This is a genomic window from Stutzerimonas sp. Brlt_14 (assembly GCF_051948915.1).
Taxonomy (GTDB): domain Bacteria; phylum Pseudomonadota; class Gammaproteobacteria; order Pseudomonadales; family Pseudomonadaceae; genus Stutzerimonas; species Stutzerimonas stutzeri.
Genome location: NZ_JAYJLM010000002.1, coordinates 701,251 through 721,242, shown reverse-complemented (window position 1 = coordinate 721,242; position 19,992 = coordinate 701,251). Strand labels below are relative to the sequence as shown.

Below are 19,992 nucleotides of genomic sequence, written 5' to 3'. Positions count from 1 at the left end.
GCCGGCCCGCGAGCACGCCAAGCAGTTAAGGGGAGTAACGAAGTGGCCCGACTGATCTATGTGATGGATCCCATGTGCTCGTGGTGCTGGGGCTTCGCTCCCGTGCTGCAGGGGCTTGCCGAGCAGGCCGCGGAGCACGGCGTGCCGCTCGTGCTGAGGGTCGGCGGCCTGCGCCGAGAACAGGTCGCGATGGATGAGGCCGGGCGCTCGCGCACGCTGTCGTACTGGCAAGCTGTGCATAACGCCACTGGACAGCCATTCGATTTCGAGGGCGGTTTGCCGGCGGGATTGATCTACGACACCGAACCCGCCTGCCGAGCCCTGGTCGCCGCGCGCGGGCTCGATGAGAGCCGGGTCTGGCCGCTGTCGCTGCTGATCCAGCAGGCCTTCTACCAACAGGGGCGTGATGTCACGCAAGCCGCGCTGCTGGTGGAGCTGGCCGAGGCGGCCGGGCTCTCCCGCGAGCGCTTCGCCGAAAGCTATGACGACCCGGCCACCAAGGCCGAAACGTCAGCGGATTTCAGCTGGGTCGAGAATCTTGGTATCGCCGGGTTCCCGACCCTGCTCGCCGAGCACCAGGGCCAGCTGGCCCTGCTCACCAATGGCTACCAGCCTCTGACGGTGCTGGCTCCATTCCTGGGCCGCTGGCTGGAGCACAATGCGCATGCCTGACCAGCTCAGTTGGGCGGAGATTCGCCGCCTTGCGTTGCGCCACCGCAAGGCGTTGATTCTGGCCAACCTGGTCGCGGTTCTGGCCACGCTCTGCAGCGTGCCGATCCCCTTGCTGTTGCCGCTGCTGGTAGACGAAGTGCTGCTCGGCACCGGCGATGCGGCACTGCGCGTGATGGATCGCTTTCTGCCCGCCAGCTGGGAAAGTGCGGCCGGCTACATCGGCCTGATGCTTGGCATAACCCTGCTGCTGCGGGCCTCGGCGCTCGTGTTCAACGTCCTGCAGGCACGGCTGTTCGCCCGGCTTTCGAAGGACATCGTCTACCGCATTCGCGTGCGGTTGATCGAGCGCCTCAAGCGCATTGCCCTTGGCGAGTACGAGAGCCTTGGCGGCGGTACGGTCGCGACCCATCTGGTCACCGATCTGGAGACCATCGACAAATTCATCGGTGACACCCTCAGCCGTCTGCTGGTGGCGGTGCTATCGATCATCGGCACAGCGGCGATCCTGGTCTGGATGCACTGGCAGCTGGCGCTGCTGATCCTGCTCTTCAACCCGCTGGTGATCTACGCCACCGTGCAGCTGGGCAAGCGGGTGAAGCACCTGAAGAAGCTGGAGAACGACAGCACCTCGCGCTTCACCCAGGCGCTTACCGAAACCCTCGATGCGATACAGGAAGTGCGTGCCGGCAACCGCCAGGGATTCTTCCTCGGTCGACTGGGGCTACGCGCGCGGGAGGTCCGCGATTACGCCGTCGCTTCGCAATGGAAGACCGACGCCTCCAACCGCGCCAGCGGTCTGCTGTTCCAGTTCGGCATCGACGTGTTCCGTGCCGCGGCGATGCTGACCGTGCTGTTTTCCGACCTGTCGATCGGCCAGATGCTCGCGGTATTCAGCTACCTGTGGTTCATGATCGGCCCGGTGGAGCAACTGCTGAGCCTGCAGTACGCGTTCTACGCGGCCGGCGGGGCGCTGGGGCGGATCAATCAGCTGCTGGCGCGCGCCGACGAGCCGCAATATGTCGGCGGTCGCAACCCATTCGCCGATCAGGCGACGGTGGCGATCGATGTGCGCGACCTTCACTTCGCCTACCAGGACGAAGCGGTTCTGGAGGGGTTGAACCTGAGCATCGCGCCGGGGGAAAAGGTCGCGATCGTCGGCGCCAGCGGCGGTGGCAAGAGCACCTTGGTGCAGCTGCTGCTGGGGCTTTACCAGCCGCAATCGGGGCAGATTCGGTTCGGCGGCGTTCCGCTCGAGGAAATCGGTTTGGCCACGGTGCGCGACAATGTGGCGGTCGTGCTGCAGCATCCGGCGCTGTTCAACGACAGCGTGCGTGCCAACCTCACCATGGGGCGCGAGCGGGACGATGAGGCGTGCTGGCGGGCGCTGGAGATCGCCCAACTGGCCGATACCATTCGCCAGCTGCCGAACGGGCTCGACAGCATCGTCGGGCGCTCCGGTGTGCGACTGTCCGGCGGTCAGCGGCAGCGGCTGGCCGTGGCGCGCATGGTGCTCGCCGAACCCAAGGTGGTGATCCTGGATGAAGCGACCTCGGCCCTCGATGCCGCGACCGAGTACGCCTTGCATCAGGGATTGAACCGGTTCCTCCGCGACCGCACCACCTTGATCATCGCCCATCGCCTGTCGGCGGTGAAACAGGCCGATCGAGTGCTGGTGTTCGACGGTGGGCGAATCGCCGAGGATGGTGATCATCAGCAACTGATCGCTGAGGGCGGGCTTTATGCGCGCCTGTATGGGCATCTGCAGCACTGATTGCCCCACGCAGTACCGGACCATCGCCGTTTCGCCTGCCGATGATTGTTTCGCCGCCCCGAGCCAGGCGGCGACCGCCAGTCTTAAGGCGTCAAAAATATCCTGACGCCACACTCAACTATTAGTAATCTCTGCCGACTTCCCGAGCGTGCCCCTTTTTGTGGAACCTTTCTGATGGAACCAGTGCAGAACCTATTCACCAATCTTTCGGTTGCCAAAAAGCTTATCTGCGGCTTCGGTCTGGTACTGCTGCTCACGCTTGGCGTCGCGGCGACCGGCTTCGTTGCGGTCGACGAGATTCTGGGTCGGGCGCAACAGATCGAGCAGCTGTCCAGCGTCAATGCGTCGATTCTTGCGGCGCGCGGCGCAGAGCGTGACTACGCGCTGACACGTCAGCAGGCCTCGGCCGACGCGCTGCACACATCGCTGCAGCGACTCGGTTCCGAGCTGACCGGCCTGGCCGCCACTTCGAGCACGCAGGAGCGTGCCTACCTGACGCGAATCCAGCAGGCCGCCGACGAGTACGGCCGACAGTTCGACCGCTACATGCAGCTGATCGAACGCGGCGTGGCGCTGCGCACGCGCATGCAGGATGCCGCGCAGGTCAGCCGTGAAGAGTTCGAGTTCATCGAGCTGGACATGTACGACGCCGTGCGCGTGCTGCGCCTGGAGGGGGATCGCCTCAAGGGCAGCGACCCGCTGACGGTGGCCGAGGCGACTTCGGGCCTGACCAAGCAGATTCTCGACATGCGGACCCAGGAAAATCTGTTCGTGGCCAACAGTTCCGATGCGGCCGCCAAGAGCTGGAGCGAGCTGCACGCCAACGTGGTTGCCATCGGCAGCAATCTGAAGATCTGGCTGAACGACGATCAGCAGGCCTCCATGGACAAGGCGCTGGTGGAGCTGGAGCACTATCGCAGCGCATTCGACGAATTCCGCCAGAATCGCGCCGAGCGAATCGCCCTGGAAGGCTCGATGGCGCAACAGTCCGAGGTGGTGATCGCCGCTGCGAACGAGGCGCTGGACAACGCGAGCAATGCCATGCAGCAACAGCGCCGCAGCAGCTACCTGCTGCTCGGCGTGATCGGTACGCTGGCGATCTTCGTTGGCCTGCTGGCTGCCACGATGATCTCGCGGATGATCGTCGGCCCCCTGCGCACCACCGTTCAGCAAGCGCAGCGCGTCGCCAGCGGCGACCTCACGCACTCCCAGCCCAGCTCGCGCCGTGACGAAGTGGGGCAGTTGCAGGACGCCATGCATGGCATGACGCAAAGCCTGCGCAACCTGATCGGTCGCATCGGCGGTGGCGTCAGCCAGATCGCCGCGGCAGCCGACCAGCTTTCCGCCGTGACCGCGCAGACCAGTGCCGGCGTTCAGACCCAGCGGGTGGAAACCGAGCAGGTCGCCACTGCCATGCATGAAATGGCGGCCACGGTGCAGGAAGTCGCACGCAACGCCGAGCAGGCCTCCATCGCCGCGCGTCAGGCGGATCAGCAGGCGCGCCAGGGGGATCGGGTAGTGCAGGACGCCGTGGGGCAGATCGGCAATCTGGCCGGTGAGGTGGATCAGTCCGCCCATGCGATCGAGGCGCTGCACGCCGAAAGCGGGCGGATCGGCAGCGTGCTCGAAGTCATTCGCGCGGTTGCCGAGCAGACCAACCTGCTGGCGCTCAACGCGGCCATCGAGGCGGCCCGTGCCGGCGAGCAGGGCCGCGGTTTCGCCGTGGTGGCCGACGAGGTGCGGGCTCTGGCGCGCCGTACCCATGATTCCACCGAGGAAATCGAAGGGCTGATCGCCAATCTGCAGCGGGTTGCACAGCAGGCCGTCGAGCAGATGCAGAGCAGCCGCAGCCTCACTCAGCGCACCGTCGACCTGGCCAACGAGGCGGGCGTCGCGCTGGGTCGGATCACCGAATCGGTGTCCACCATCGAGCAGATGAACCAGCAGATCGCCGCGGCAGCCGAGCAGCAGAGCGCGGTAGCCGAGAACATTTCCGAAAGCGTGACGCGCGTGCGTGATATCGGCGATCAGAGCGCCAGTGCCACAGAACAGACCGCCGGTGCCAGCGCCGAGCTGGCTCGCCTGGGCGTGGAGCTGCAGGAGCTGGTCCGCCAGTTCCGTACCTGACGGCGCGTGGCAGACGCGGCTCGCGCGCGAGCCGCGTTATCTGATCGTCTTGCCGTTCAGCTCGGCCGCCCAGGCGGCCAGGGGCAGCGCGGGTTCCTGCTGCCAGATGCGCTGCCAGATGCTCTCCAGGCGGCGCATATTGCCCCGATTGGCCGGCAGGCGTTCGGGGCGTTCCACCAGCTGCCAGCCCTCGGCGCTGCGTTCGGCCAGAGGAAAACGAAACGGATGGAAGCCGGTCATGCCCAGCCGCAGATCGGTCACCAGCAATTGGTCGCCGTCCACGTCGTAGCGCAGCACATCGCCGCTGAACCAGCGCAGCCGTTCATGCTGAGGTGAGCCGTCCAGCGCATCGGCCAGGTGGGCATTGCGTGGCAGGCGCACCAGCACCGGTGGCGCGTCGTCCCACCAGCTCACCAGTGTCTCGTAGTAGTGCTCGCCCTCTACCAGAATCACCCGCCAGAGCAGGCTGTTGAAGGGCGTCGGTGTGCTGAACATCCGCTCGACCTCGATGCCCTGGCGGGTGATGCTGGCCTGCACGCGCTGTTCGGCCATCTGCTTGCCGGCAAGGGTGAAACCCAGGTAGCAAGTGGTCAGCACCAGCGCGTAAGCGGGCCATCGGGCCGTGCGGCCATGCAAGCCAAACAGCGCGCCGGCCAGCACCGCGATCAGCAGCGGCACGCTGTAGAGCGGGTCGATGATGAAGATGCTGGACCAGGCGATCGGTGGAGTGGTCAGCGGCCATAGCAGCTGGGTGCCATAGCTGGTGAAGGCGTCCAGCAACACATGGGTGACCAGCACCAGCCAGATGGTGAGGAACAGTCGGGTGCCGGAGTATCGCTCATCGGGGCGGAAGCGCCTGATCAGCCAGGTCAGCAACACGGCCACGATGCTGAGGACGAACAGCGAATGGCTGAAGCCGCGGTGATAGGTCATGTTGGCGACTGCATCGCCGTAGTCGATGACCACGTCGAGGTCGGGCAGGGTGCCGAGCACGGCGCCGTAGGCGAGCGCCTTGCGGCCTTGCCAGCGTCCGAGCATCGCGCCCTGTACGCTGGCGCCGAGTAAGGCCTGGGTGATCGAGTCCATGTGCAGATCCCTGGGGGCGGGGAAATTACCTTAGCCGAAGCGCCGGCGGCACCTGATCGGCAAATTTCGAAAAAGTATGTCGTGGTTCGGCACGGCGTAGGACAATCGCCGGCTCAATCGTCCATGGCGCACTCCATGCTGGAAATTTCCAATACCGTGCAGCTGCCGGATGCCGAGATCGAATTGACCGCGATACGCGCCCAGGGTGCCGGCGGGCAGAACGTCAACAAGGTGTCCAGCGCGTTGCACCTGCGTTTCGACATCCGGGGCTCGTCGCTGCCGGCGTTCTACAAAGAACGTTTGCTGGCGCTGCGCGACAGCCGCATCACCGCGGAGGGTGTGGTCGTCATCAAGGCGCAGCGCTATCGTACTCAGGAACAGAACCGCCTCGATGCGCTCGAGCGGCTGGCGGAGCTGATTCGCAGCGTTGGCAAGGTGGAGAAGGCCCGCCGCCCGACCAAACCGACCCTCGGCTCGAAGAGGCGCCGGCTCGAAGGCAAGAGCCGGCGAGGTGCGATCAAGGCGGGGCGAGGTCGGATCGACTACTGAGGTCAGGTGCCGGTGCGCACGTCGGGCGTTGCCTCGGGGGGCGGCACGTCATCCAGCTCGACTCCGTTGGCCGGCTCGTGCTTGGCGGCGTCTTCCGGCGTGTCGGGCATCAGCTCCATGACGGTGGGACTGGTGCGCAGGATCGGCGTGAAGTGGCCGTGCGGCTCGGTCACCAGATCGAACACCTTGCGCGGCCGGTAGAAGGCATAGAACGCCAGTACGCCCAGGCCCACCGCGAAGAACAGCGGCAGGGCGATGGGCCCGACCAGATGCATCAGGCCGCCGGCTGCCACCGGGCCCAGCGCGGCGCCGAAGCCGTTGGCCAATAGCAGGCCGCTGGAGCCGGAAAGGATCTCGTCGGGATTGAGCTGATCGACCATCTGCGCAACGGCGATGGAATAGATGGAAAACGCCAGGCCACCCCAGACGAACATCAGCCCCAGCAGCAGCGGGCTGGCCATCAGAGGTGCCACGGCAAGCGCGAGAACGGCCGCCAGCGCCACTACCCAGAGCAGCACGGTGCGCCGCTCGTGCTTGTCGGAAAACAGCCCGATCGGCCACTGCAGCACGGCCCCGCCGAGGATGGTGACACTCATCAGCAGCCCCACGCCTGCCGCATCGAAGCCGATCTCGCTGGCATACACCGGTGCCAGGCCCCAGAAGCCACCCAGCACGAAACCCGAGATGCCGGCCGCCATCAGCGGTAGTGGGGCGATGCGCGCCAGCTGCAGCAGGTCGGTCGGCGGAATGTCGGGCAAGGTCGGCTGCGGCTGGCGGGTCAGGGTAATGGGCATCATCGCGCCGCCGATGAGGATGGTCGCCAGGGCAAACAGGGTGAATTCCATCGGGCTGTCGAGCCCCAGAAGTTGCTGAGCCGCCGCCAGCGCACCCAGGTTGACTGCCATGTACACGGCGAATACCTGGCCACGCTTCTCGCCGCTCACCTGGGCGTTGAGCCAGCTCTCGATCACCATGTAGAGCGTGACCAGGGCGATACCGTAAACCAGGCGAAGGACCAGCCATACCCACGGATTGACGATCATCACGTGCAGCAGCACGGCGGTGGCGGCCACCGAGGCGTAGAAGGAGAACGTACGAATATGGCCGATGCGGCGAATCAGCGATGGCGCCAGCCAGGTGCCGATCAGGAACCCGGCGAAATAGCCGGACATCAGCAGGCCGACCATCCCCGTCGAGTAGCCTTCGGCCACGCCGCGCAGGGTCAGGAGTGTGTTGAGTAGCCCGTGGCCGAGCAGCAGCAGAGCCACGCCGGCGAGCAGTGAACTGATGGGAGCGATCAAGGACGTCATGCGGTAACCCTAGGCAGCGAAGCCGGCGAAGGCAAGTCCAGGTACGTCGGGCGCTGGCCGCTGGCGCCACCTAACTTGCTGATTTCAGAATAAATTCGCAATGGATGGCGAAATGGTGCGAGTCGGCGGCACCCCTGCGTTGTGCATTTGGCAGCGGACGGCATTCAGGATTCCCGCAACGTGGCGCACTGCAGGGGCTCGGCATGACGCACGGCCTGATTCAACGACCGCACGGCCTCGACCATCGCCTGGCGGTCGAGCGCGCCGCTCAGACTGATCGCTGCCTGGTCGACCACCGCCTGGGCGTGGCGCAGCAGCACCCGTTCGGTGTCAGCGTCCTTGGCGGCGTAGAGCAGGTTCTTGCAGGCTTGCAGCAGTGCTTGCAAAACCTGCAGATCGTCCGCGCCATAGCGGCGTTGAGGGCCGAAGGTCATCTGCAGCAGCTGGTGCAGGTTCAGTTCGCGGATGAATATCCGCGGTCGATCCTGGGCGTGAGCGACCTCATGGTCGGGCATCTCCATGCGCTCGGCCAGCAGTACGCTCAGCATGTCGATCGCCTTGATCGCGGTTCCCGGGTCGTTGATACCCGGGCTTAGCGCGCGCACGGCGATCTCGACGATCTGCTTGAAGCCGAAGAAGAAGTGTCGGTGCGCATACTCCTCGACGTAGAAGTCGAAACAGTCGAGCAGACGGTTCGTGCAGTCATCGTCGAGTTCACGGTCGATGCGCATCAGCGGGTGCCCGGGCATGACGAAGAAACCGTAATGCACTTGCACCGTCATGCGCGCGTCGTGCTCGTCGAGAACGCCGTGGGCGGCTGTGACATTCAGTGCCTTGAAGTACCCCGAGCGCCGCGCCCGCACGACGGACCACTGCGCGTCGTCCGGCCAAGCCGGGCCATGGCTGTCTTGCAGCTGACGACGGCGTGCGCGCAGCTGACCGAGAGTCTGTTTGTAGACGCGGTTGAGGATGAAATCGACCTGGATGGAGAGCGAAATGGAACGGATGAAGTAGACGAACAGGCACAGGCAGATGACTGCGAGCCCCAGCGCCAGGAAGATGCCCAGGCTCGGCACGTTGATGTCGTCGCCTTCCTGGATGGTCGAGATCAGCATCAGCGAATTGATGATGGTGCCGAGGTAAACGCCCAGCACGACCTGATGGCTGCGACTGCTGATCAGCCCCGGGATCACCCGCGGTGACAGCGACGACGCGGCCGAGTTGAGCACCACCATGACCATCGAGAAGCTGAACACCATCAGCGAGATGATGCCCGCCACCAGCGTGCCGAGGATCAGACGGGCGTTGTCGGCGTTCTTCACCAGCCCCAGATCGAGGTCTTCCTTGTAAGGCTGTAGCCAGGTCATCTCCAAGACGATGGTGACGACGCACAGGCTGGCGAGGCCGACCGCGATCAGAGTCGGGTAGAAGGCGATGCTACCGGTGACGCGGTGATACAGGCGAAACAGCCTGTTGGTGACTGCGGACATTGGGGCTCCCTGCGATGGTCCGCCGAAGCGGGGCTACCCGCCTTTCGGCAGCATCGGGGGCGTAACGTTCGCTCAGTCCTTGTCACCGGGAACCAGGGTCGCGATCAGCGCACGCACGCTGCCGGGCAGGGCGTCCAGCTCACGGACCAGAATGCTGCGTTCTCTCACTGCCCAGGGTTCGTCCAGTGTGACCAGGGCGAGCTGCATGGTGCGGCTGTGTCGGCGCGCTGCCGACTCGGGGATGATGCCAATGCCCACACCGGCCTCGATCATCCGGCAGACCGCCTCGAAGCTGGAGACCTGTATGCGCAGGGAGAGCTGGCCGCCGAGTTTTTCCACCTGATCGCGCAGGAAGGTCAGCAGGGTGCTGCCCTCGTGCAGGCCGATGTGCTGATAGGCCAGGGTCTGGCGCAGCGTGACCTGTGCTTCCCCGGCCAGCGGATGGCCGACCGGTACCGCCAGCAGCAGGCGGTCGGTGCTGAAGTGCAATACCTGCAGCCCTTCGGCCTGCACCGGGCCCGCGATGATGCCCATGTCGGTGCTGCCGTCCAGCACACCACGCACGATGTCGCGGCTCAGGCGCTCCTGCAGGTCCACCGTGACGCCGGGGCGCTCGGCGAGAAATCCGGCCAGCACCTCCGGGAGGAATTCGGTTACGGCCGTGGTATTGGCGAAGATGCGGATGTGACCGGCCGAGTCGGTGCCGTATTCGGCGAACTCGCTTTTCAGATAGTCCACCTGGCGCATGATCAGCCGCGCATGTTGCAGCAGCTTGTGCCCGGCCGGCGTCAGCTCCACCCCGCGGCTGTCGCGGTAGAGCAGGCGGCTATCGAACTGAGCTTCCAGCGCCTTGATACGTGCACTGGCGGCTGCCGGTGAGAGGTGCGCGCGGCGCGCGCCCTGGGTCAGGCTGGGGGACTCGGCGATATGGATGAACAGGCGCAGATCGGCCAGATCGAAATGCATGAGGTGCCTCGGCTTGGGTCGGGCGTTCAGCTTAGCCGAACGCCGGTGTCGGTAAATACAAATTCTCGGAACGCCGGCTTCGTAGCATCCTGCGGCAAAACAAGACAACAGCGGAACCCGACGATGACCGATACCTCTGCCTGGATTGGCCGCAGCGAAGAAGTCCACGACCAGCTCAGCCGCAACCTGCTGATGCGCATTGCCGCGACCTTCGGTGAAAGCACTCCCGCCCATGGCGAAGCGCTGCCGCCTTTGTGGCAATGGTGCTTCTTCCAGGACCCGATTGCCGAAAGCGGGCTGGGCGAGGACGGCCACCCGGCGCGCGGTGGCTTCCTCCCGCCGGCGGACAACCGCAACCGCATGTGGGCCGGTGGCCGCGTCGAATTCTTCCGCCCGCTGGAAGCGGGTGGTGAGGCCCGGCGGGTATCGACCATCAAGCACATCGAGGAGAAGCATGGCCGCACCGGTGCGTTGCTGTTCGTTACCGTGCAGCACGACTACCTGCAGGACGGCCGCCTGGCCATCCGCGAGGAGCAGGACATCGTCTACCGCGAGCCGAGCCCGCCGAAGACCAGCAGTGGCGAACCCATGGTCGCCGGTGGCTGGCGCGAGGCGGTGACACCCGCGCCGACGCTGCTGTTCCGTTATTCGGCGGTCACCTTCAACGGCCATCGCATCCATTACGACTGGCCCTACGTCACCGAGACCGAAGGCTATGCCGGCCTGGTCGTTCACGGCCCGCTGATCGCCACGCTCAACCTGCGCGCCTTCTGCCGCGCCAATCCCGACGCCCGCCTGCGCCGCTTCGCCTACCGCGGCCTGCGCCCGCTGATCGCGCCGCAGCCGTTCGAGGTCGGCGGCCGCATCGTCGCGCCGGGCAAGGCCGAACTCTGGGCCGGCGACCACAACGGCCTGGCGCAGAAAGCCGAAGTGGAATTCGACTGAATCGTAGGGTGGATCACGGCGCAGCCTTATCCACCGTTGAGGCCGCGTGCCGCACAAGCGAGAAACCGAGATGACCCCGAACAAGACCGAAGAACTGAGCTTCATCCGCGAAGGCGTGCGCGCCCTCTGTGCCGAATTTCCCGCCGAGTACTGGCGCAAGATAGACGAGGAGAAAGGCTTCCCGGAAGCCTTCGTCACCGCCATGACCGAGGCCGGCTGGCTGTCGGCGATGATCCCGGAAGAATACGGCGGTTCCGGCCTGGGTCTGGCCGAGGCCTCGGTGATCCTCGAGGAGGTCAACCGTTGCGGCGGCAACTCCGGGACCATCCACGGGCAGATGTACAACATGTTCACCCTGCTCAGAAACGGCAGCGAGGAGCAGAAACGCTACTACCTGCCGAAGCTGGCCAGCGGCGAGCTGCGGCTGCAGTCCATGGGCGTCACCGAGCCGACCACCGGCACCGACACCACCAAGATCAAGACCACCGCAGTGCGCCAGGGCGACAAGTACGTCATCAACGGGCAGAAGGTGTGGATCTCGCGCATCCAGCATTCCGACCTGATGATCCTGCTGGCACGCACCACGCCGCTGGCCGAGGTGCAGCGCAAGTCCGAGGGCATGTCGATCTTTCTCGTCGACCTGCGCGAGGCCATCGGCAACGGCCTGACCGTGCAGCCGATCGCCAACATGGTCAACCACGAGACCAACGAGCTGTTCTTCGACAACCTGGAGATTCCCGCCAGCAGCCTGATTGGCGAGGAGGGCAAGGGCTTTCGCTACATCCTTGACGGCCTGAATGCCGAGCGCACGCTGATCGCCGCCGAGTGCATCGGCGATGGCCGCTGGTTCGTCGAGAAGTCCGCGCAGTACGCCCGCGATCGCGTGGTATTCGGCCGGCCCATCGGCCAGAACCAGGGCGTGCAGTTTCCGATCGCCGAAGCGCATATCGAGATCGAAGCCGCCGACCTGATGCGCTGGCGCGCCTGCGAGGAATACGACGCCGGTCGCAATGCCGGAGCGGCGGCCAACATGGCCAAGTACCTGGCCGCCAAGGCCAGCTGGGAGGCCGCCAACGCCTGTCTGCAGACCCACGGCGGCTTCGGCTTCGCCAACGAGTACGACGTCGAGCGCAAGTTCCGCGAGACGCGGCTGTATCAGGTAGCGCCGATCTCCACCAACCTGATCCTGTCGTACGTGGCCGAGCACTTGCTCGAGCTGCCGCGTTCGTTCTAACGGAGCCAGACGTAGGATGGAAACGGCGAAGCCTTTTCCACGCATATCGAACAGGCGACACGGGTGGTGGAAATGCTTCGCGATTTCCACCCCTACGAAAAAGGGAAGTGCGTCATGAATATCAGCCATCTCGACCACCTGGTGCTGACCGTCGCTGACCTCGAGGCAACGATCGACTTCTACACCCGCGTGCTCGGCATGCAGGTGGTGACCTTCGGCGAAGGGCGCAAGGCGCTGGCCTTCGGCAACCAGAAGATCAACCTGCACCAGGCCGGGCGCGAATTCGAGCCCAAGGCCGAGCGCCCGACCCCGGGTTCGGCGGACCTCTGCTTCATCGTTGCCACACCGCTGGCCGAGGTGATCACACACCTTCAGGCGCAGCAGGTCGTCATCGTCGAAGGTCCGGTGCAGCGCACCGGCGCGACCGGACCGATCCGCTCGGTGTACCTGCGCGACCCCGACCAGAACCTCATCGAACTGTCCAATCCGTTAGAGAATCCGCTGGAGCCCAACGCATGAGCCAGCACACCCGTGCCCTGACCGAATTCCTCGCCGGGCTCGCCTACGAGCAGATCCCCGAACCGGTGCTCGCCCGCACCGAAGACCTCTTTCTCGACTGGCTCGGCTCGGCCCTGGCCAGCGCCGGCTCGCACCCGATCCCGCTGTTCGAGCGTTACGCGCAGAAGATGGGCCCGGCCGACGGGCCGGCGCGCATTCTGGTCAACGGCCAGAGCAGCTCGGCCTATTTCGCCGCGCTGGTGAATGCCGCCAGCTCGCACCTGGTGGAGCAGGACGACCTGCACAACAGCTCCGTGCTGCACCCGGCCACGGTGGTGTTTCCCGCTGCGCTGGCGGCGGCGCAGGATCTCGGCAAGTCCGGCCGCGAGCTGCTGGTGGCCTCGGTGGCCGGCTACGAGGCGGGCATCCGCATCGGCGAGTTCCTCGGCCGCTCGCATTACCGCATCTTCCACACCACCGCGACGGTCGGCACCCTGGCCGCGGCGGTGGCCGTTGGCAAGCTGATGGATTTCGACCAGCAGCAGTTCACCCATCTGCTCGGCAGCGCCGGTACGCAAGCGGCGGGGCTGTGGGAGTTTCTCCGTGACGCGGCGGACTCCAAGCAACTGCACACCGCCAAGGCGGCTGCCGATGGCCTGCTCGCCGCCTACCTGACCGCCGATGGCCTGACCGGCGCGCAGAACATCCTCGAAGGCGAGCAGGGCATGGCGGCGGGCATGTCCCGCGATGCCGAGCCGAGCAAGCTGTCCGACCGGCTCGGCATGCGCTGGGCGCTGGCGGAAACCTCGTTCAAGTTCCACGCCTCCTGCCGGCATACCCACCCGGCGGCCGATGCGCTGCTGGCGCTGATGCAGCGCGAAGGGCTCGGGGCCGATGACATCGCCTCGGTCACCACCCGCGTGCACCAGGGCGCGATCGACGTGCTCGGCCGCGTGACGGTGCCGCTGACGGTGCATCAGGCCAAGTTCTCCATGGGCACCGTGCTGGGGCTGATCGCCCTGTACGGCAAGGCCGGCCTGACCGAATTCCACAGCCATGCGCTCAGCGACCCGCGCGTCGGCGAGTTCCGCGAGAAGGTCTCGATGACGCTCGATCCCGAGGTGGACGGCGCCTACCCGGCACGCTGGCTCGGTCGCGTCGAAGTGATCACCGCCGATGGCCGCACGCTGCACGGCGCCATCGACGAGCCGAAGGGCGACCCGGGCAACACGCTGAGCCGCGCCGAGCTGGAGGACAAGTTCCGCCGCCTGGTGCAGTTCTCCGCGGCGCGCAGCGATGACGAGGCGGGCGTGCTGATCGATACGGTCTGGCGCCTGCGCGAGCTGCAGCGGCTGGACGCATTGGCCTGACTCGTAGGGTGGAAAACGACCGCAGGTCTTTTCCACCGGTTTGTACGGCACCCCGTCGCATCGCTTGGAGCCGGATGGACCTGAACAAACGCGTGGAAATGGCTTCGGCGATTTCCACCCTACGCCGAAATTGCAGGAACCGAACATGAACGACACCCAAGTCAAACCACCCCGCCCACTCGATGGCATCACCGTAGTCAGCCTCGAGCACGCCATCGCCGCGCCGTTCTGCACGCGCCAGCTGGCCGACCTCGGCGCACGGGTGATCAAGATCGAGCGGCCCGGTGCCGGTGACTTCGCCCGCGGCTACGACGAGCGGGTCGACGGCCTGGCCTCGCATTTCGTCTGGACCAACCGCTCGAAGGAAAGCCTGAGCCTGGACGTGAAGCAGGACGCCGCTGCCCAGGTGCTCGACCAGCTCTTGGCCAAGGCCGACGTGCTGGTGCAGAACCTGGCACCGGGCGCCGCCGCGCGCATGGGGTTGTCCTTCGAGGCGCTGCACGAGCGCTTTCCGCGGCTGATCGTCTGCGACATTTCCGGCTACGGCGAGGGCGGCCCCTACGAGCAGAAGAAGGCCTATGACCTGCTGATCCAGAGCGAGGGCGGCTTTCTCTCCGTCACCGGTGGGCCGGGTGAAACCGAGATGGCCAAGGCCGGCTGCTCCATCGCCGACATCGCCGCGGGCATGTACGCCTACACCGGCGTGCTTTCGGCGCTGATGCTGCGCGACAAGACGGGCGAGGGCAGCCGCGTCGACGTTTCCATGCTCGAAAGCCTGGTGGAGTGGATGGGCTACCCGTTGTATTACGCCTACAAGGGCGCGACGCCGCCGCCGCGTGCCGGCGCCGCCCACGCCACCATCTACCCCTACGGCCCGTTCCCTACCGGCGACGGCGGCACGGTAATGCTCGGCCTGCAGAACGAGCGCGAGTGGCTGGCGTTCTGCGACAAGGTCCTGCTGCAGCCGGAGCTGGCGCAGGACGAGCGCTTCTCCAGCAACTCGCAGCGCTCGGACAACCGCGAGGCGCTGCGCGCGATCATCGTCGACGCGTTCGGCAAGCTGAGTGCTGACGAAGTGATTGCGCGCCTAGATGCCGCGCCCATCGCCAATGCGCACGTCAACGACATGGCCGGCGTCTGGGCGCATCCGCAGCTCAAGGCGCGCCAGCGCTGGAGCGAGGTGGACAGCCCGGCCGGCCGCCTGCCTGCGCTGCTGCCGCCGGGGCGCAACAGTGCCTTCGCCCCGCGCATGGACCCGATCCCCGCCTTGGGCCAGCACACCGACAGCCTGCTGGCCGAGCTGGGTTACGCCCCCGGCGACATTCAGCGCTTGCACGAGCAGGGCGCGGTATGAGCGTGCCCAGGAGCCAGCCCATGAACTCATCGATCATCCGTAGCGCGCTGTTCGTCCCGGCGACCCGTCCGGAGCGCATTCCCAAGGCGCTGGCGAGCGGCGCCGACGCGGTCATCGTCGACCTCGAGGATGCGGTCGCGGAGAACCTTAAGGCAGAGGCGAGGGGCAACCTCGATGCCTTCCTCGCTGCCAACCCGGCGGCGCGCCTGCTGGTGCGCATCAACGCGCCAACCCATGCCGAGCAGGCCGCGGACCTGGCGCTTTGTGCCCGTCATGCCGGCGTCGCCGGCGTGCTGCTGCCGAAGGTCGAAAGCGCGGTGCAGGTTGCGCTGGCGGCCAGCTGCGGCAAGCCGGTCTGGCCAATCGTCGAAAGTGCCCGCGGGCTCGCCAATCTGGCGGAAATTGCCGACGCCCAGGGTGTCGAGCGGCTGTCCTTCGGCGCGCTGGACCTGGGCCTCGATCTCGGCCTGGCCAATGGCACCGCCGGCGCCGAGCGCATGCTTGACCAGGCACGCTATGCGCTGCTGCTGCAGTCGCGATTGGCCGGGCTGGCAGCACCGCTGGACAGCGTCTTTCCCGACATCAAGAACCTCGATGGCCTGACCCGTGCCGCTGCCGACGCGCGTGACATGGGCTTTGGCGGCCTGCTGTGCATCCACCCGAGCCAGGTGGCCGTGGTGCATGAAACCCTGATGCCCAGTGCCGCGGAACTGGACTGGGCGCAACGCATCCTCGCCGCCGGAGCTTCCGGCGATGGGGTATTCGTGGTGGACGGACAGATGGTCGACGCCCCCGTCATCGGCCGTGCCCGTCGCCTGCTGCAACGTGCCGGGCAAGCGGTGCCCTGACCGCAACGCTTGCCCGCGAAACGTACCAATCGACAAAAACAAGAGGGTACTTCCATGCTGAGTAACAAGCTCAAGGCACTCGCCTGCGCGCTTTCTTTCACCGTCGCCGGGTTGGTGCACGCCGACCCCGTGACCATAAAGTTCGCCCATGTGGTGGCGGACAACACACCGAAGGGGCAGGGCGCCCTGCTGTTCAAGAAGCTGGCCGAGGAGCGTCTGCCGGGCAAGGTGAAGGTCGAGGTCTACCCGAACTCGTCGCTGTTCGGCGACGGCAAGGAAATGGAAGCCTTGCTGCTCGGCGACGTGCACATGCTGGCGCCGTCGCTGGCCAAGTTCGAGCACTACGACAAGGGCATCCAGATTTTCGATCTGCCGTTCCTGTTCGATGACATCGAGGCCGTCAACCGTTTCCAGGCCAGCCCGCAAGGGCAGGGACTGCTGAGCAGCATGGAAGACAAGGGCATCACCGGCCTGGCTTACTGGCACAACGGCGTGAAGCAGCTGTCGTCCAACAAGGCGATGCATGAGCCCAAGGACGCCCGCGGCCTGAAGTTCCGCGTGCAGGCTTCCAACGTGCTCGACGAGCAGTTCAAGGCGATTCGCGCCAACCCGCGCAAGATGAGCTTCTCGGAGGTCTACCAGGGCCTGCAGACCGGCGTGGTCAACGGCACCGAGAACACCTGGTCGAACTACTACAGCCAGAAGGTGCACGAAGTGCAGAAGTACATGACCGAATCGGACCATGGCCTGATCGACTACATGGTCATCACCAAAACGAAGTTCTGGAAGGGCTTGCCCGAGGACGTCCGCACCGAGCTGGAAGCGGTCATGGCCGAGGTGACGGTTGAGGTAAACCGCCAGGCCGATGAGCTCAACCAGAAGGACAAGCAGGCCATCGCGGGGGCCGGCACCACCGAGATCATCGAGCTGACCCCCGAGCAGCGCGCCAAATGGCGCGAGGCGATGCAGCCGGTGTGGAAGAAGTTCGAGAACGAGATCGGCGCCGACCTGATCAAGGCAGCCGAAGCCTCGAACCAGCGCTGATGCACCAGCGGCACCCGGCCATGCGCCGGGTGCCCCGGTTGCGCGGGCAGGTGTCTCGACGGGACACTTGCCGGTAATCGATGCTCGGCACAGGATTTTCTATGAAGGTAAGCGATGCGCTGCGCCAACGGCGCAGCATCCGCGCGTTCGACGATCGCCCCGTGGACGCCGACCTGTTGCGCTCATTGCTTTGGATTCAAGCAGCAGATCTGGTGGCGGCAACGGTTCGGCGAGTGCACAGGCGCCCAGGGCCATGCCCAGAGGAACTGCCAGCGGATGTGTTCGAGTCGAGGCGACTTCTGCCTCACACCATTAGGGAAACCCTGAAGAAGACTTCTTGAATCTGGTGAAATACGCCGAACCCGTTGCCCGAGTATCCCGATGAAGCAGATGACCTTCGCTGACGCCGAGTACGCCGGCAAGCGCAAGCAGACCCGCAGAGAATTGTTCCTGATCGAGATGGATCAGGTGGTGCCTTGGAAAGGTTTGATTACTCTGATCGAGCCGCATTACCCGAAGGGTGAAGGCGGACGTCCAGCGTATCCATTGATGGCGATGCTGCGCGTGCACCTGATGCAAAACTGGTTCGGCTATAGCGATACGGCGATGGAGGAAGCGTTGTACGAGACCACCATTCTGCGCCAGTTCGCAGGGTTGAGCCTGGAGCGCATTCCGGACGAAACCACCATCCTCAACTTCCGTCGTTTGCTGGAGAAGCACGAACTGGCTGCTGGAATCCTGGCCGTGATCAACGGCTACCTGGCGACCGTGGCCTGTCGCTGCGCCAGGGCACCATCGTCGATGCCACGCTGATCAATGCGCCGAGTTCGACGAAGAATAAAGATGGCAAACGCGACCCGGAGATGCACCAGACCAAGAAGGGAAACCAATATTGTGTGTCACGAACACAGGTCAGTTGACCTGTGATGCTGTACCGAAGATGGAAGTAGGCCTTCCGAAGTCGGCTTGCAGGAGCGGACTTCAAACCACCCGGTGCTGCTGCGCCCAAAAGGCGTGGTGGTGAGCGACCGAGGAAAAGTCACCCCTGAGGGTGGCAGGTGAGTATGGAGAAGATGAGCGAAAGCAAACCGTCCGATGACGCATCGTTATGCCCAAGGTGCTGTCGAAACTGAGGTTGAGTATTGGCTTCAGGACGAGTCGGGGCGTTACCTGCTTACGGACCCGATGGCAGCCGGTGTATAGGCGGCATGATCTCCATATAGGCTTTGGTATGGAACGTGAGAACCTTGCTCCAGATGCGAAGGAAAATGACAAATGGCCAACACCATGAGGAAGAATACCGATGCTGGAGCGAGGGGCGGAGCCTCCCGTAGTAGTGATGAAGCCTCTGTAATGGCGGTGGAGCGAAGGGGCGGCGTTATCCTGCCGACGAATGCTGTCAACCTCCGGGGATGAGCAGCATGATATCGGCGAAACCTTATGGATTAGCGAAGCGCACGGTATGGGAGGCATACCAGCAGGTTAAAGCTAACCGTGGTGCTGCTGGCGTCGACGATGAAACCATTGCCGACTTCGAGCAGGGCCTGTCGAAGAATCTTTACAAGCTGTGGAACCGGATGTCGTCGGGATCATACTTCCCGCCGCCGGTGAAGCAGGTGGAGATTCCCAAAGCGTCGGGAGGCATGCGCAAGCTGGGAGTGCCCACGGTCTCTGACCGTGTTGCGCAAACCGTAGTCAAGCTTCTCATCGAGCCAGAGCTGGACTCGATCTTCCATCCGGACTCTTATGGGTATCGGCCTGGACGGTCGGCGAAGCAGGCCGTGGCAATCACTCGTGAACGCTGCTGGCGATATGACTGGGTCGTGGAGTTTGATATCAAGGCGGCTTTCGATCAGATTGATCATGGGCTGCTGATGAAAGCGGTACGCGCCCACATCAAGGAAGACTGGATTCTTCTGTACATTGAGCGGTGGCTGGTTGCTCCGTTCGAAACGAAGGACGGCGTTTGCGTTCCACGCGACCGCGGCACTCCGCAAGGAGGAGTAGTCAGTCCAATCCTGATGAATCTGTTCATGCACTACGCCTTCGACATGTGGATGCAACGCACCAGCGCGAACTGTCCGTTCGCCCGGTATGCAGACGATGCGGTGGTTCACTGCCGTAGTCGGAAGCAGGCGGAATATATGATGCGAACCATCGCGTCACGGCTAGCGGACTGCGGGCTGACGATGCATCCTGAGAAATCGAAGATCGTGTATTGCAAGGACAGCAACCGTACCGAACAGCATCTGCATGTGAGCTTCACCTTCCTGGGTTTTATGTTCAGGCCGAGGAAGGCACTCAGCAAAGAAGGCAGGCTTTTCACGAGCTTCCTTCCGGGAGCGAGCGAGGGTGCCTTGAAGCGGATGCGGCAAACGGTGCGCAGGTGGCGACTCAATAGTCAAACCCACGTGACGCTGGCCGATGTGGCTCGGCTATACAATCCGGTGATACAGGGGTGGTGGCACTACTATGGCTCGTTTTATCGGACGTCCATGCTTGGCATCTTCCAACACATTGACCGCGCACTTGAACGCTGGGCCCGACGAAAGTACAAGGCCCTTCACAGGCGGAAGCGGCGTGGTAGCCGATGGGTGGAAAAGATGCGTATGGCGGCACCCCGACTGTTCCATCACTGGCGAGTGGCTGGGCAACAAGGTTGGATAACGGGAGCCGTATGACGCGAGAGTGTCACGTACGGTTCTGCGAGCGGCTGTGGGGGCAGTTC

17 protein-coding genes and 1 pseudogene are annotated in these 19,992 nt (G+C 64.6%); 14 read left to right on the top strand and 4 right to left on the bottom strand.

The features are described 5' to 3' along the window. Positions 1–42 precede the first annotated feature (42 nt). The 3 genes from VF716_RS07150 to VF716_RS07140 all read left to right on the top strand — a co-directional run bounded on the left by VF716_RS07150 (position 43) and on the right by VF716_RS07140 (position 4,570). Positions 43–672 (top strand): DsbA family protein, encoded by a 630-nt coding sequence (locus tag VF716_RS07150; RefSeq protein ID WP_440552362.1) that lies wholly within the window; start codon positions 43–45, stop codon positions 670–672. Beyond that, entirely contained in the window at positions 665–2,443 is a 1,779-nt protein-coding gene (locus VF716_RS07145) for an ABC transporter ATP-binding protein (RefSeq protein WP_011912844.1), read from the top strand. Before VF716_RS07150 ends, VF716_RS07145 begins: the two co-directional genes overlap by 8 nt. Before the next feature lie 174 nt (positions 2,444–2,617). Further along, positions 2,618–4,570 carry a methyl-accepting chemotaxis protein gene (locus VF716_RS07140; protein WP_011912845.1) on the top strand — a complete coding sequence of 651 codons (1,953 nt, stop codon included), beginning with the start codon at positions 2,618–2,620 and terminating at the stop codon, positions 4,568–4,570. Between the two features lie 36 nt (positions 4,571–4,606). On the opposite strand, the gene VF716_RS07135 is transcribed toward VF716_RS07140, so the two are convergent. After that, positions 4,607–5,656 carry a metal-dependent hydrolase gene (locus VF716_RS07135; RefSeq protein WP_125877200.1) on the bottom strand — a complete coding sequence of 350 codons (1,050 nt, stop codon included), beginning with the start codon at positions 5,654–5,656 and terminating at the stop codon, positions 4,607–4,609. Positions 5,657–5,791: 135 nt separating this feature from the next. Here VF716_RS07135 and arfB point away from each other — a divergent pair, with 135 nt between their 5' ends. After that, positions 5,792–6,205 carry an alternative ribosome rescue aminoacyl-tRNA hydrolase ArfB gene (gene arfB / locus VF716_RS07130; protein ID WP_014596395.1) on the top strand — a complete coding sequence of 138 codons (414 nt, stop codon included), beginning with the start codon at positions 5,792–5,794 and terminating at the stop codon, positions 6,203–6,205. 2 nt (positions 6,206–6,207) lie between these two features. On the opposite strand, the gene VF716_RS07125 is transcribed toward arfB, so the two are convergent. The 3 genes from VF716_RS07125 to VF716_RS07115 all read right to left on the bottom strand — a co-directional run bounded on the left by VF716_RS07125 (position 6,208) and on the right by VF716_RS07115 (position 9,971). Further along, a complete protein-coding gene (locus tag VF716_RS07125) occupies positions 6,208–7,515 on the bottom strand; it encodes an MFS transporter (protein WP_014596396.1) in 1,308 nt (435 codons plus the stop codon). 164 nt (positions 7,516–7,679) lie between these two features. Beyond that, on the bottom strand, positions 7,680–9,005 hold the full coding sequence (locus VF716_RS07120; protein ID WP_020309106.1) for a DUF2254 domain-containing protein: 1,326 nt from the start codon (positions 9,003–9,005) through the stop codon (positions 7,680–7,682). A 72-nt stretch (positions 9,006–9,077) separates the two neighbouring features. Beyond that, on the bottom strand, positions 9,078–9,971 hold the full coding sequence (locus tag VF716_RS07115) for a LysR family transcriptional regulator (RefSeq protein ID WP_014596398.1): 894 nt from the start codon (positions 9,969–9,971) through the stop codon (positions 9,078–9,080). Between the two features lie 123 nt (positions 9,972–10,094). On the opposite strand from VF716_RS07115, the gene VF716_RS07110 reads away from it, so the two are divergent. The 10 genes and pseudogenes from VF716_RS07110 to ltrA all read left to right on the top strand — a co-directional run bounded on the left by VF716_RS07110 (position 10,095) and on the right by ltrA (position 19,945). Next, the gene (locus VF716_RS07110; RefSeq protein WP_125877199.1) at positions 10,095–10,916 is read left to right on the top strand and encodes an FAS1-like dehydratase domain-containing protein; all 822 of its coding nucleotides are present in this window, start codon (positions 10,095–10,097) and stop codon (positions 10,914–10,916) included. Positions 10,917–10,986: 70 nt separating this feature from the next. Then, positions 10,987–12,150, top strand: coding sequence for an acyl-CoA dehydrogenase family protein (locus tag VF716_RS07105; protein WP_102841423.1), 1,164 nt, complete (start codon positions 10,987–10,989; stop codon positions 12,148–12,150). A 114-nt stretch (positions 12,151–12,264) separates the two neighbouring features. Beyond that, positions 12,265–12,669 (top strand): VOC family protein, encoded by a 405-nt coding sequence (locus VF716_RS07100; RefSeq protein WP_108241880.1) that lies wholly within the window; start codon positions 12,265–12,267, stop codon positions 12,667–12,669. Then, on the top strand, positions 12,666–14,018 hold the full coding sequence (locus VF716_RS07095; protein ID WP_108241879.1) for an MmgE/PrpD family protein: 1,353 nt from the start codon (positions 12,666–12,668) through the stop codon (positions 14,016–14,018). The genes VF716_RS07100 and VF716_RS07095 overlap by 4 nt, the downstream gene beginning before the upstream one ends. A 145-nt stretch (positions 14,019–14,163) precedes the next feature. Next, positions 14,164–15,372, top strand: coding sequence for a CaiB/BaiF CoA transferase family protein (locus tag VF716_RS07090; RefSeq protein ID WP_125460603.1), 1,209 nt, complete (start codon positions 14,164–14,166; stop codon positions 15,370–15,372). A 20-nt stretch (positions 15,373–15,392) separates the two neighbouring features. After that, positions 15,393–16,220: an HpcH/HpaI aldolase/citrate lyase family protein gene (locus VF716_RS07085; RefSeq protein WP_011912855.1), complete on the top strand. Its 828-nt coding sequence runs from the start codon at positions 15,393–15,395 to the stop codon at positions 16,218–16,220. Positions 16,221–16,274: 54 nt separating this feature from the next. After that, positions 16,275–17,264: a TRAP transporter substrate-binding protein gene (locus tag VF716_RS07080; protein WP_125460602.1), complete on the top strand. Its 990-nt coding sequence runs from the start codon at positions 16,275–16,277 to the stop codon at positions 17,262–17,264. An 80-nt stretch (positions 17,265–17,344) separates the two neighbouring features. Beyond that, on the top strand, positions 17,345–17,605 hold the full coding sequence (locus VF716_RS07075) for a nitroreductase family protein (protein ID WP_011912857.1): 261 nt from the start codon (positions 17,345–17,347) through the stop codon (positions 17,603–17,605). Positions 17,606–17,645: 40 nt separating this feature from the next. Next, positions 17,646–18,157: pseudogene (locus VF716_RS07070) on the top strand (IS5 family transposase); the annotation flags it as partial. Positions 18,158–18,676: 519 nt separating this feature from the next. After that, positions 18,677–19,945, top strand: a complete 1,269-nt coding sequence (gene ltrA, locus VF716_RS07065) for a group II intron reverse transcriptase/maturase (RefSeq protein ID WP_020309288.1) — start codon at positions 18,677–18,679, stop codon at positions 19,943–19,945. The last annotated feature ends 47 nt before the right edge of the window (positions 19,946–19,992 follow it).